We start from the raw sequence: 12,174 nt of genomic DNA, 5'->3' as shown, positions 1-12,174 counted from the left end.
GGATCAGTTCTCCTCGGCGGACGGGGCGCCCTCGGACCCCGCGGCGGGCGGCGCGCCCTCGGGGCGGGTGCGGATCACGTCGAAACGCTTCATGCGCTCCAGGACGGTCTCCGCCGTCGGCCGCCGCATCTCGTCGACGATCCGGCCGTCCCCGAGGAAGAGCACCAGGTCGGAGTGGGCGGCGGCGCCCGGGTCGTGGGTGACCATGACGACGGTCTGCCCGAGCAGGTCCACCGCCTCGCGCAGGAAGCCGAGCATCTCCAGGCCGGCGCGCGAGTCGAGGTTGCCGGTCGGCTCGTCCGCGAAGATCAGCTCGGGCCGGGAGGCCAGCGCCCGCGCGCAGGCCACCCGCTGCTGCTGGCCGCCGGAGAGCTGGGACGGCCGGTGCCCGAGCCGGTCCCGCAGACCGAGGGTGTCGATCACCTGGTCCAGCCACTTCTCGTCGGGCTTCCTGCCCGCGATGTCCATGGGCAGGGTGATGTTCTCCAGCGCGTTCAGGGTCGGGATGAGGTTGAACGACTGGAACATGAACCCGATCCGGTCGCGGCGCAGCCGCGTCAGCTCGCGCTCCCTCAGGCCCGTGATCTCCGTGTCGCCGAGCCACACCCGGCCGGCCGAGACGGTGTCGAGCCCCGCCAGGCAGTGCATCAGCGTGGACTTCCCGGAGCCCGAAGGGCCCATCACCGCGGTGAAGCGGCCGCGGACGATGTCGACGTCCACCGCGTCGAGCGCGAGCACGGTCGTCTCGCCCGAGCCGTACGCCTTGGTCAGACCGCGGGCCCGGGCCGCGATCCCGTCGGCCGACGCGAGGCCGGGGACGTGCTCCGCAGCAGGTGTGGACAAGGCCGCCTCCTCGTGGTGGACGTCGGATGCCGTCACCTTGCCCGAGGGTAATGTGACGCAGCCCACACTCGGTATCCTCCTCGGGTCGGAGTCCCGCCCTTGCCGGTGCTAGCACCTCCGCGCTAGCTTCAAGGTATGGCGAAGACCCAGCTGAACGTGCGAGTCGACGAGGGCACCGCCCGAGCCGCTCGCGAACGCGCCCTGGCCCGCGGCATGAGTGTCAACCGCTACATCGAGGAGCTGGTCAGACAGGACACCGGCGAGGTGGGCCACACGTTCGTGGAGGCCGCCGCCGACTTCATGAAGCAGTACGAGTCCGTCTTCGCCGAGGAGTTCGGCGCAGACCGTGAGGGCACGCGCGAAGGTCGCCACTGAACCCTTGAGCAACCTCGAGATCGACCTCGCCTGGCTGCTGATGCTCGCCGAGCAGAAGACCCCGGGAGACCCCCAGGTCACCGACTGGGGAGCCCTCGTCGCCGCCGTCGCACGCCACCAGGCCGCCATATTCGACGTCCCCGTCTACGACAGCCCGCACGCCCGCGCCGCCGCGCTGCTCCAGCTCCTGATCCACGTCCCCGCGCTGGAACGCTCCAACGCCCTGTTCGCCTCCGCCGTCGCCTACGCGTACCTCGTCGCCAGCGGCGCCAAGGTCGTCACCTCGCCGGAGCAGGTTCGCGACCTCGCCCTGCTGGTCAAGAGCGGCGAGGCGTCGGTGCGGGACATCGAGCAGGAGCTGCGCCAGTGGAGCCTGTGACCCGGTGACTACGCCTCGGGCGGGCGCCACGCGGTGCCCAGCACGCAGTACGAGGTGGGCAGCGTCGGTCCCTGCTCCGGCATCAGCATCCGCCGGTAGGGGCCGAGTTCGAAACCGGCGTCCCGCAGCGCCCGCACCGGCTCCCGCGCCAGGTGGCAGCCCCCGTTCAGCACCGGCCACACCGTCCGGTCCAGCGCGCGCTGGGTGAAGGTCATCACCCGGCCGCCGCCCCGGCCGTGCTCGAAGAACCGCACCTCTCCGCCCGGCCGCAGCACCCGCCGGAGCTCCCCGAGCGCCCGGGGCACGTCCCGCACACTGCACAGCACCAGTGACACCACGGCCGCGTCGAAGCCCTCGCTCTTGACCGGCAGCGCCTCGGCCGCACCCGGCACCACGTCCACCGGCACCTCCGCGCGCAGGGCGGCCTCCACGGCCAGCTGCCGCAGTCGCCGCTCCGGCTCGATGGCCACGACCTCCGCGACGGTGCCCGGGTAGTGCGCGAAGTTCAGCCCGTTGCCCGCGCCGATCTCGATCACCCGCCCCGACAGCCCGCCGAGCAGCCTCTCGCGCACCCTGCCCATGCCCATCCGCGTCTCGGCGGTGACACTGACCCGGGCGTAATAGCGGGCGAACAGCGGATGGTGCACGGCATCCCGTTGCACCTTGCCGGAGCGGGCGGACCGGAGCGGCATGGGAGACCTCCCGGACGAGGCGGGTCTTACGGCGATTGTCCCCAGGAAGAGCCCCGGGCACCCCTGCCGACGCCAAGCCGACTCGGCGAGCCGCTCTCACGCAGACGCGCGCGAGCCGGCACGCAGGCGAGCGGTCCCGTCACCGACCGCTTGAGCACGGCGAGGCAGCCGAGGGGAGGCACGGCCGTGCCCGGCCACGGCAGGAACGTCTCCAGCAGGCTCCCGAGACGCCCGGCCCCGTTGGGCACGGCGGAGTGCAGGGCCGGCAGGCCAACGGCACCCATGGCGCCGCCGACAAGCCAGGTGTTCCACTACGGCCTGCCGTTGACGACCACGCTAGGCGAGTTCCGCCGCCAGCAGCGCGGCCGTCCTGGCCACCAGCGCGTCGTCGGCCGGTGCGTCCTGCTCGGGCTGGGTCGTCAGGACGGACAGCACGATCGGCGTGCCGTCGGGCGGCCAGGTGATGCCCACGTCGTGGGCGCCGCCGTACGCCGGCTGGCCGGTCTTGTCGGCGAGCACCCATTTTGGGGGAAGTCCCTTGCGGAACTTCTCGGTGCTGGTGGTGTTGCGCAGCAGCCAGTCCGTGAGCCGGGCCCGGTCCCGGGGCTCCAGCACGTCGCCGAGCACGAGGCGGGCGTAGGACAGGCCGATCGCGCGGGGAGAGGTCGTGTCGGTCACGCGCCACGGTTCCGCGCTGTTGAGCTCCGGCTCCCACCGGTCGAGCCGGGTGACACCGTCACCGATCGAACGGGCGAAGCGCGTGATGGCGGTCGGTCCGCCCAGCTCCTTCAGCAGCAGGTTGCCCGCGGCGTTGTCGCTGAAGCGGATGGTCGCGTCGCACAGTTCGCCGACGGTCATGCCGTTCGCGAGGTTCTCCTGGGTGACGGGGGAGTACCCCGACTGCGTGACGTAGTCCTGCGTGTAGCGGATGCGCCGGGCCAGGAACTCGCCGTCGCGGTCGAGGTCGCGCAGGACGGCCGCGGCGGCGAGCGTCTTGAACACCGAGGCCATCGCAAAGCGTTCGTCGGCCCGGAACGCCACCGTCCGGCCCGTGCGCAGATTGCGGGCGTACACGCCCAGCCGGGCGGTGTGCTCCCGCTCCAGTTCCCTCAGCCGTGCGGTGACGCCGCCCGTGCCGGGTAAGGCGTGGGCCGTGCCGCCGCCCAGCGAGAGAGCGGCTGCGGCGCCCAGCACGAGGGCCGTTCTCCGGGACGGGCGTGGGTGTGTGGTGTGCACGGTGTTCCCTTCGGAGGTGATCACGTACGTAGACCAACACGCGATCACATCGGCGCCGGTTTCACCGCGCGCCCGCCGAAGCCCTCAGGACGCCCTGGGCGCCTCCCGCAGCTGGAACGCCTCCGCGTCCCACGTGCCGTCCAGGCGCGGCGCCAGCCAGTGCGGCGCGGCCGCCCGGAAGACGGCGGGGGAGAGGGCCCCCGACCCGGCGGGGACGGAGCCCAGCAGTGGCGCTCCGGCCACGTCCGGCAGGTCCGCGAGATTGCAGCGCGAGGCGAGGTCCGGCGCGGCGGGCCAGCTCCCGATCACGATCCCCGCCAGGTCCAGCGCCCGGGAGCGGAGTTCACGCGCCGTCAGCTCCGTCATGTTCAGGGTGCCGAGCCCAGCCGGCGCCACCACCAGCACCGGGGCCGACAGCAGCCGGGCCGCGTCCGCCAGGGTGCCGCCGGTCGGGTCGAACCGTACGAGCAGTCCGCCCGCGCCCTCGATCAGCACCAGGTCGTGCTCGGTGGCCAGCTTGGCGGCGGCCTCCGCGACCTCGTGCGGGTGCACGGGGGCGCGACCGGCCCGGCGGGCGGCCGTGGCGGGCGCCAACGGCTCGGGATACCGGGCGAGTTCCGCCGTCGTCACGGCACCCGCGAGCCGCGCGACCTCGGCGGCGTCCCCCGGCTCGTCGGGCCGTACGCCCGTCTGCGCGGCCTTCAGCACGGCCACCGAACGGCCGGCGGCCAGCGCCGTCGCGGCCACCGCGGCGGTCACGACCGTTTTGCCGACCTCCGTGCCCGTGCCCGTGATCACCAGTACCGACATCTCATCCCTCCCGCGCCGCCGCGCGCACCGCCCGCGCGATGCGCGCCACGTCCGCGTCGCCCGTCACGTACGGAGGCATGGTGTAGATCAGGTCGCGGAACGGCCGCAGCCACACGCCCTCGCGTACGGCCGCCTCCGTGGCCGCCCTCATGTCCACGGCGTGATCCAGCTGCACGACCCCGATGGCGCCGAGCACCCGCACGTCCTCGACGCCCGGGAGTTCCGCGGCCGCCGCGAGCCCGTCCCGCAGGCCCGTCTCGATCCGCTTGACCTCTGTGAGCCAGTCCTGGCCGAGCAGCAAGTCGATGGAGGCGCAGGCCACGGCCGCGGCCAGCGGATTGCCCATGAAGGTCGGGCCGTGCGCCAGCACCGGCACCTCACCCTGCGAGATGCCGTGGGCCACCCGCGAGGTGCACAGCGTCGCCGCCATGGTCAGATAACCGCCGGTCAGCGCCTTGCCCACGCACATCACGTCCGGCGTCACGGCCGCGTGCTCCGCCGCGAACAGCGCGCCCGTACGGCCGAAACCGGTCGCGATCTCGTCGAACACCAGCAGCACGTCGTACGCGTCGCAGGCCTCCCGCAGCACCCGCAGATAGGCGGGGGAGTGGAACCTCATCCCGCCCGCGCCCTGCACCACCGGCTCCACGATCACCGCGGCCAACTCGTCGGCATGCCGTGCGATCGCCGTGCGCAACTGCTCGGCGTACGACTCCTCGTACGCGACCGGAGGCGGACCGACGAACACCTGACGCGGCAGCACCCCGGTCCACAACTCGTGCATCCCGCCCTCGGGATCGCACACCGACATCGGCTGCCAGGTGTCGCCGTGGTAGCCGCCGCGCCAGGTCAGCAGCCGCTGCTTGCGGGGGCGGCCCAGCGAGCGCCAGTACTGGAGGCACATCTTGACCGCGACCTCGACCGACACGGACCCGGAGTCGGCGAGGAAGACGTGCTCCAAGCCTTCGGGCGACATATCGACAAGGAGCTTCGCCAGCCGGACGGCGGGCTCGTGGGTGAGCCCGCCGAACATCACGTGGCTCATCCGCTCCAGTTGCCCGCGCGCCGCCTCGTTCAGCGCCGGGTGGTTGTAGCCGTGGATCGCCGACCACCAGGAGGACATGCCGTCGACCAGCTCTCCCGAGCCGTCGGCGAGCCGCAGCCGCACCCCGCTCGCCGATTCCACCACGTGCGGCTCCTGGCGGCCGGGCATCGGGCCGTACGGATGCCACACATGCCGCCGGTCCAGCTCGAGCAGCTCGGGGACGCTGAGGTCAGGCATTGGGCGCGAGGTCCGTTCCGGCGCCCCGGCGGCGGACGGCGACCAGGTCGGTACGGGGCTCGGCAGCCGTACGAGGCTCGGCCGCTGTGCTGGACTCCGCGGCCTCCGGGGCAGAATCGGAACCGCAGGCTCCGCCACCCTCGGAACCGCATACCCCGCCGCCGTGGCAGCCGCCGGCCGCCCGGTGCTCCGGCAGCGTCACCTGATCGGTGCCCTCCACCTCGAACCCGGCGTCCGCGATCATCTCCAGGTCGGCCTTGCCCGCCTGGCCCTCGGTGGTGAGGTAGTCGCCGAGGAAGATCGAGTTGGCCAGGTGCAGGGCGAGCGGCTGCATCGTGCGCAGATGGACCTCCCGGCCGCCCGCGATGCGCACCTCGACGTCCGGGCACACGAAGCGCACCATGGACAGGATCCTCAGGCAGCGCTGCGGGGTGAGGTTCCACTCCTTGGCGAGCGGGGTGCCCTCGACCGGGATCAGGAAGTTGACCGGAACCGAGTCAGGGTCCAGCTCGCGCAGCGAGAAGACCACGTCGACCAGGTCCTCGTCCGACTCGCCCATGCCGGCGATCAGACCGGAGCAGGCGGACAGCCCTGCCGCGTGGGCCTTCTCGACGGTGTCCACGCGGTCGGCGTACGTGTGCGTGGTCGTGATCTCCCCGTACGTGGCCTCGGACGTGTTGAGGTTGTGGTTGTAGGCGTCGGCGCCCGCCTCGCGCAGCCGTTCGGCCTGTCCGTCGGAGAGCAGCCCGAGGCAGGCGCACACCTCGACGCCCTCGTTCTTCTCCTTGATCGTCCTGATCGTCTCGGAGGCGCGGTCCACGTCCCGGTCGGTCGGACCGCGCCCGCTGGCCACCAGGCACACCCGCTTGGCGCCCCCGGCCACACCGGCCGCCGCCGCGTCGGAGGCCTGGTCCGGTTTGAGCCACGTGTACTTCAGGATGCCGGCCCGGGAGCCGAGCCGCTGCGAACAGTAGGAGCAGTCCTCGGGACACAGGCCGGACTTCAGGTTGACGAGATAGTTGAGTTTCACCCGTCGGCCGAACCAGTGCCGGCGCACCTTCCCGGCCGCGGCCACCACATCGAGCAGGTCGTCGTCGGACGTCGCGAGGACGGCCAGTGCCTCTTCTCGGGTCGGCAGCTCGCGCCGAAGCCCCTTGTCCACCAGCGTGTTCAGCAGGTCCATGGGAGCCGATCCTGTCCTACGGAGCCGCCCGCGGCCAAGGAGAGTTCGTACAACAGAGTCGCTTCGAGGTGTGGGTATTGCCACACACTGACCTGCTGGAGGTCCCGCTAGTGTCTGTGCACTGCCTACAAATCCCCCGGAGGACCACCCATGGCGTTCGGCTGGATCGACGAGCAGGCGCGGCTGCGCCGCCGTGCCGGACTCGTACGGACTCTGCGCCCCCGTCCGGCCGTTTCACCGCTCCTCGACCTGGCGAGCAACGACTACCTGGGGCTGGCCCACCATCCCGAGGTCACCGACGGGGCGGCCCGTGCCGCGCGGCTCTGGGGCGGCGGCTCGACCGGCTCCCGGCTCGTCACCGGCAGCACCGAACTGCACGCCGAACTGGAACAGGAACTGGCCGATTTCTGCGGTTCCGAGGCGGCCCTGGTCTTCTCCTCCGGCTACGCGGCCAACCTCGCTGCGGTCACCGCGCTGGCCCCGCACGGCTCCCTCATCGTCTCCGACGCGGGCAACCACGCCTCACTCATCGACGGCTGCCGGCTGGCCCGCGGCACCACACAGGTGGTGGCGCACGCCGAGCCGGAGGCCGTGCGCAAGGCGCTGCACACACACGAGGGCACGGCGATCACCGTGTCCGACACGGTCTTCTCGGTCGACGGCGACGCGGCCCCGCTCGCCGCGCTCGCCCAGGTGTGCCGGGAGCACGGCGCCGGTCTGGTGGTCGACGACGCCCACGGCCTGGGCGTCCTCGGTGACGGCGGCCGCGGCGCTCCGCACGCGGCGGGACTCGCGGGTGCCGACGACGTGGTCGTGACGGTCACGCTGTCCAAGTCGCTCGGCAGCCAGGGCGGAGCCGTCCTCGGCCCCGCCCTGGTGATCGACCACCTGGTCAACGCGGCGCGGACGTTCATCTTCGACACGGGTCTCGCCCCCGCGGCGGCGGGGGCGGCCCTGTCGGCCCTGCGGTTGCTGCGCCGCGAGCCGGAGCGCGCGGCGCGGGCCCGTGCGGTGGCGGGCGAGTTGTACGCACGCCTGACCGCCGCGGGCCTGGAAGCGGTACGTCCGGACGCCGCGGTGGTCTCGGTGCGGGCGCCCTCCCCCGAGGACGCCGTGCGCTGGGCGGCCGAGTGCCGCGCGGCGGGCCTGGCCGTGGGCTGCTTCCGTCCTCCTTCCGTACCCGACGGCATCTCACGGCTCAGGCTGACCGCCCGCGCGGACCTGACCGGGGAACAGATCGAACGCGCTGTACGACTGATCGGCGAGACGCGGCCATGAGTCGGCGTGACACGGCCGTGCGTCGCTCGACGACCAACTGATCGGAAGGGTCGGAATCCGGCCTAGATGCGGTCGGCCGCGGCCGTGAACTCCGCCCAGCTCCTCGGCGAGAAGAGCAGCGCGGGGCCGGCCGGGTCCTTGGAGTCGCGCACGGCGAGCAGCCCGGCCCAGGGCCAGGCGTCCGGACACGCGGTCTCGACGCAGTTGTTCGCGCCGGTGCTGTAGCTGCTGCGCAACCACCGCACACCGTGCAGTTCGATGCTTGAGGGGACGTGACGAGGCAGTGCACGCATGGTGCCTCCTTACGCGCCGGCGGCTGTCCCGGCGATGAAATCCAACGAGTCCTCGGGCGAAAGGGCGTGGACCTGAAGGGCGTTGAAGGCCTCCGAGTAGGCCTGGAGGTCTTCTTTCCGTTCGAGGTAGAGGCTACTCGTCAAGTGGTCGAGAACAACTACATCCAGATCAGAAGTGCGCAAAAATGAAAAGATTACGAAAGGGCCGGTGACGCCGATGTGCGCCCCGGCGGCGAAGGGCAGCACCTGGAGCCGTACTTGGGGCAGCCGCGCCGCCTCGACCAGCCGGTCCAGCTGCCGGGCCATGACCCCGGGCCCGCCCACCTCCCGCCGCAGCACCGCCTCGTCCAGGACGGCGCTCAGTTCCAGCGGCGGATCCGCGCGCAGCACGTCCTGCCGGGCCAGACGCACCTCGACCAGCGTGTCGAGCCGGTCCTCCGACAGGCCCTCCACCGCGGCCTTCGTCACCGCACGGGCGTACTCGGGCGTCTGGAGCAGTCCCGGGACGACGGTCGTCTCCAGCGTGCGCATCGCGCCGGCCTGGGATTCCAGGCTGATGAAGTCCCGGTAGGTCGGCGGCAGCACCCCGCGGTAGGCGTGCCACCAGTGGTGCCGTCCGCCACTGTCCTCGGACCCCGCCAACACCATGAGCAACTCGCGCAGTTGCGTGTCCGCCACCGCGTACGCGTCGAGAAGTAACCGCACATCGGCCGGTTTCACCCCGCTCGTGCCCGTCTCGATACGGCTGACCTTCGACTGGTGCCAGCCCACCAGCCGGGCCGCCTGACCGCTGGTGAGCCCCGCCGAGGTGCGCAGCGCGCGAAGTTCGGCGCCCAGTTTCCGGCGGCGCACCGCGGGACCGTGCTGCATGGGCTACTCCTTACTCCTTCCGAGCCGCCCGAATACGGTCTCGCGTCGTAGAGTTCACCGCTTTGAGCGACAGATATATGCATATCTTGGTGGATCGCCGCCCTTCCGGGGTGTTCTGGTGGCACTCTGGCGACGAAGCACCAGTCCGGGACCGTACTCGAACCTTCCGCTCCGTGTCGGACTGCGGTCCCGTGGGAAAGGGACGACGTCGCCATGGCAGACCATTTGGAAGCATCCGTCACTCTGCCGAGCGATCCCGCCTCGGTCTCCGCGGCGCGCGCCTACGTGGTGGGCACGCTGGCGGAGTGGGGCCTGCCGGAGGACACGGAAGTGTCCGACTCCATCCGGCTCATCATCTCCGAACTCGCCACCAACGCCGTCCAGCACACCTTCGGGCAGTCACCCACGTTCACGGTGGACGTCGCACTCGACCGCGACGAACACCTGCGCATCGGTGTCACGGACAGCCACCCACGACTCCCCAGACGCCTGCCCGCCGCCGTCCAGCAGGACAACGGCCGCGGCCTCGTCATCATCCGCTGGCTGATCGCGGAATGCGGCGGCAGGCTCAGGATCCGCCCCACCCGAGAGGGCGGCAAGACCATCTCGATCGAACTCCCGTGGACCGTCCCGGCCCAGCCCGTGCCCGCGGCGGGGCAGCAGGAACCGTGATCTCACCGCGTCTCTGACGTGTGCCGCTCGCGGCCGAACGCCCCGCGCAGCAGGGCCCGGAAGGCCTCCACGGCCGGCGCCGCCTCGTCGCCCCGGTAGGCGACCGAGATCGTACGGCGCAGCTCGCCCGCCCCGAGCGGGCGCACCCCGACCGGCGTGAGTGACGTCCGCGCCACCATCTCCGGTACGACGCCCACCCCGAGACCCGCGCTGACCAGCGCGCACACCAGCGCATACCCGGGCGTCGCCACCAGGACCGACAGGTTGGCCCCGGCCCTGGCCAGCGCCGTCTCCACACCCTGCCGGGGCGGATGCTCCGGCGCCATGCTGATCAGCGGCTGACCCGCCAGTTCCGTCAAGGCGAGCCTGGACGTGCCGTCGGCGAGGGCATGCCCCGGGGCGGTCACCAGTACCAGTTCCTCGACCAGGACCGGCTCCATGCGGACGGATGCGGGGAGCGCCCAGGCATCGGCGGGCTCGTACGTGTGGGTCAGGGCCAGGTCGATGTCCCCGGCGGCCACGGCCATGACACCGGTCGGCGGTTCGTAGTCGGCGACGGACAGCTCCACGTTGGGGTGAGCCCGGCGGAACGCGCTGAGCACCGGCGGCAGCAGATGGATGCCCGCCGTCTGGAACGTCCCGAGCCTCAGGACGCCGCCCGACAGACCGGCCAGCCCGGCCAGTTCGTGGCGGGCCCGCTCCAACTCGTCGAGCACGCGCCGGGCCCGCGCCACCAGCAGTTCGCCCGCGCCCGTCAGCCGCGCCCCGCGGTGATGCCGTACCAGCAGCGCCGAGCCCGCCTCCCGCTCCAGCTTGGCCAGTTGCTGGGAGAGCGCGGGCGGCGTGTAGCCGAGGCGCTCGGCGGCCCGGGTGATGGACCCGGCCTCCGCGACGGCGACCAGCGCCGCGAGCCGGGTCGGGTCGTACATGCCGCTGACCTCCACAGACCAAAGCGATGCTTAAGGCCTGCCCAGGATATTCGACATACCTGGTGAAGGCTCTGGCCCGGCAGGGTGGGCGCATGGACGCACAACTGATCGCCTTCACCGGGGTGGCGGCGGGCATGGTCGCCATGCCGGGCGCCGACTTCACCGTCGTCGTGCGCAACGCCCTGGTCTCCCGCCGGGCCGGCGTCGCCTGCGCGCTCGGCATCGCGGGCGGGCTCCTCCTGCACACCGCGCTGGCCGTGGCGGGGGTCGCCGCGGTCCTGGCCGCCGTACCCGCGCTGTTCCGCGCGCTCCAGCTGCTGGGCGGCGGCTATGTCCTCTACCTGGGCGTGCGGACGCTGTGGTCGCTGCGCCGGCCCCGCCCCGCGGCCGCCGAAGTTGCCGGGAACACCGGCACCACCTGGTCCGCCGCGCGGCCCTTGCGGCAGGGCTTCGTCACGAACGCCCTGAACCCGAAAGCGCCCATCACCTTCCTCAGCCTGCTGCCGCAGTTCGTGCCCGCGGGCAGTCCCGCGCTGCCCCGCACGCTGCTGCTGGCGCTGATCGTGGTGGTCCTCGCCCTGCTGTGGTTCCCGGCCGTGGCGCTGCTGGTGGACCGGCTCGGCCGGTGGCTGCGGGAGCCGCGTGCCGCGCGGGCCGTCGAGGGGGTCACCGGCGCCGCGCTGACGCTTCTCGGTGCGCTGCTCCTTCTCGAACCGCTGAGGGCTGCCTGATGGGGCCGCGCAGCGGCGGCGCGGGGATCCGGACGGTGCCGTGGGGCGCCGACTCCTCGACGGTGGCTCCCGGTCGCTCGGGGCTGCCGTGTGTCTCGTCGCGCAGCCCCGCCCGCCGCACCAGCCGGGGGAGCAGCCCCCACAGGCCGACGCAGACGAGGAACGTCGCCGCGCCCGCGGCGATACCGCCGGTCCGACTGGTCGTCACATCCACCACCAGCAGCACGGAACCGCTGAAGGCGAACACCAGCACGATCAGACCGGTGGTGGCCAGTCGTGAGGATACCTGCACGATGCGCGGCTTGGCGCCCTGCTGGAAGAGCGAGCGGTGCAGCGCTGCCGGCGCGGTGAACAGCGATGCGGCCAGGACCGCCAACAGCAGAGTGATGACGTAGGTGACGCGCTGGACCGTGTCGAGGGAGGTGAAGCGCGAGGTGAACGCGAGCGACAGCAGGAACGCGAACAGGATCTGTACGCCCGTCTGGGTGACCCGGAGCTCCTGGAGCAGCTCGACGAAGTTCCGGTCGGCGCGTTGCAGCGGGGTCTCGCCGCGTGCGGTGCAGGGACGGTGCTCGGCCATGGGGTGACGGGTAACCACTTC

15 protein-coding genes are annotated in these 12,174 nt (G+C 72.2%); 5 read left to right on the top strand and 10 right to left on the bottom strand.

Translation table 11 applies throughout. The features are described from left to right. Window positions 1-3 precede the first annotated feature (3 nt). A complete protein-coding gene (locus V8690_RS05640; protein WP_338785260.1) occupies window positions 4-843 on the bottom strand; it encodes an ABC transporter ATP-binding protein in 840 nt (279 codons plus the stop codon). 135 nt (window positions 844-978) lie between these two features. On the opposite strand from V8690_RS05640, the gene V8690_RS05635 reads away from it, so the two are divergent. Next, complete coding sequence (locus tag V8690_RS05635; RefSeq protein WP_020270799.1) at window positions 979-1,218, top strand: hypothetical protein; 240 nt, start codon at window positions 979-981, stop codon at window positions 1,216-1,218. 4 nt (window positions 1,219-1,222) lie between these two features. Next, window positions 1,223-1,597, top strand: coding sequence for a fic family toxin-antitoxin system, toxin component (locus tag V8690_RS05630; protein WP_338776207.1), 375 nt, complete (start codon window positions 1,223-1,225; stop codon window positions 1,595-1,597). A gap of 8 nt (window positions 1,598-1,605) precedes the next feature. Here V8690_RS05630 and V8690_RS05625 read toward each other — a convergent pair whose 3' ends face one another. The 5 genes from V8690_RS05625 to bioB form a co-directional block, all read right to left on the bottom strand. Next, window positions 1,606-2,289, bottom strand: a complete 684-nt coding sequence (locus V8690_RS05625) for a class I SAM-dependent methyltransferase (protein ID WP_338776206.1) — start codon at window positions 2,287-2,289, stop codon at window positions 1,606-1,608. Between the two features lie 336 nt (window positions 2,290-2,625). Beyond that, window positions 2,626-3,525 (bottom strand): class A beta-lactamase, encoded by a 900-nt coding sequence (bla, locus tag V8690_RS05620; RefSeq protein ID WP_338776205.1) that lies wholly within the window; start codon window positions 3,523-3,525, stop codon window positions 2,626-2,628. Window positions 3,526-3,609: 84 nt separating this feature from the next. Then, the gene (gene bioD, locus V8690_RS05615) at window positions 3,610-4,335 is read right to left on the bottom strand and encodes a dethiobiotin synthase (protein ID WP_338776204.1); all 726 of its coding nucleotides are present in this window, start codon (window positions 4,333-4,335) and stop codon (window positions 3,610-3,612) included. A gap of 1 nt (window position 4,336) precedes the next feature. Continuing rightward, entirely contained in the window at window positions 4,337-5,617 is a 1,281-nt protein-coding gene (locus tag V8690_RS05610; protein ID WP_338776203.1) for an adenosylmethionine--8-amino-7-oxononanoate transaminase, read from the bottom strand. Further along, complete coding sequence (bioB, locus tag V8690_RS05605; protein WP_338776202.1) at window positions 5,610-6,800, bottom strand: biotin synthase BioB; 1,191 nt, start codon at window positions 6,798-6,800, stop codon at window positions 5,610-5,612. The genes V8690_RS05610 and bioB overlap by 8 nt, the downstream gene beginning before the upstream one ends. A gap of 150 nt (window positions 6,801-6,950) precedes the next feature. Here bioB and V8690_RS05600 point away from each other — a divergent pair, with 150 nt between their 5' ends. Further along, window positions 6,951-8,078 (top strand): 8-amino-7-oxononanoate synthase, encoded by a 1,128-nt coding sequence (locus V8690_RS05600; RefSeq protein WP_338776201.1) that lies wholly within the window; start codon window positions 6,951-6,953, stop codon window positions 8,076-8,078. 62 nt (window positions 8,079-8,140) lie between these two features. On the opposite strand, the gene V8690_RS05595 is transcribed toward V8690_RS05600, so the two are convergent. Together V8690_RS05595 and V8690_RS05590 are read right to left on the bottom strand one after the other, a co-directional pair. Continuing rightward, a complete protein-coding gene (locus tag V8690_RS05595) occupies window positions 8,141-8,371 on the bottom strand; it encodes a DUF397 domain-containing protein (RefSeq protein ID WP_338776200.1) in 231 nt (76 codons plus the stop codon). Between the two features lie 9 nt (window positions 8,372-8,380). Beyond that, the gene (locus V8690_RS05590) at window positions 8,381-9,241 is read right to left on the bottom strand and encodes a helix-turn-helix transcriptional regulator (protein ID WP_338776199.1); all 861 of its coding nucleotides are present in this window, start codon (window positions 9,239-9,241) and stop codon (window positions 8,381-8,383) included. 213 nt (window positions 9,242-9,454) lie between these two features. Between V8690_RS05590 and V8690_RS05585 the strand changes: the two genes are divergently transcribed. Beyond that, window positions 9,455-9,913 (top strand): ATP-binding protein, encoded by a 459-nt coding sequence (locus V8690_RS05585; RefSeq protein WP_338776198.1) that lies wholly within the window; start codon window positions 9,455-9,457, stop codon window positions 9,911-9,913. Window positions 9,914-9,915: 2 nt separating this feature from the next. On the opposite strand, the gene V8690_RS05580 is transcribed toward V8690_RS05585, so the two are convergent. Then, complete coding sequence (locus V8690_RS05580) at window positions 9,916-10,842, bottom strand: LysR family transcriptional regulator (protein ID WP_338776197.1); 927 nt, start codon at window positions 10,840-10,842, stop codon at window positions 9,916-9,918. Window positions 10,843-10,934: 92 nt separating this feature from the next. Here V8690_RS05580 and V8690_RS05575 point away from each other — a divergent pair, with 92 nt between their 5' ends. Continuing rightward, window positions 10,935-11,573, top strand: coding sequence for a LysE family translocator (locus tag V8690_RS05575; RefSeq protein ID WP_338776196.1), 639 nt, complete (start codon window positions 10,935-10,937; stop codon window positions 11,571-11,573). Here the strand turns inward: V8690_RS05575 and V8690_RS05570 are convergent. Then, a complete protein-coding gene (locus tag V8690_RS05570; RefSeq protein ID WP_338776195.1) occupies window positions 11,509-12,153 on the bottom strand; it encodes a DUF6328 family protein in 645 nt (214 codons plus the stop codon). The two genes, V8690_RS05575 and V8690_RS05570, sit on opposite strands and share 65 nt — an antisense overlap. Window positions 12,154-12,174 lie beyond the last annotated feature (21 nt).

The sequence above is a fragment of the Streptomyces sp. DG1A-41 genome (assembly GCF_037055355.1).
Lineage (GTDB): Bacteria > Actinomycetota > Actinomycetes > Streptomycetales > Streptomycetaceae > Streptomyces.
This window is presented reverse-complemented; position numbering and strand designations above follow the sequence as displayed.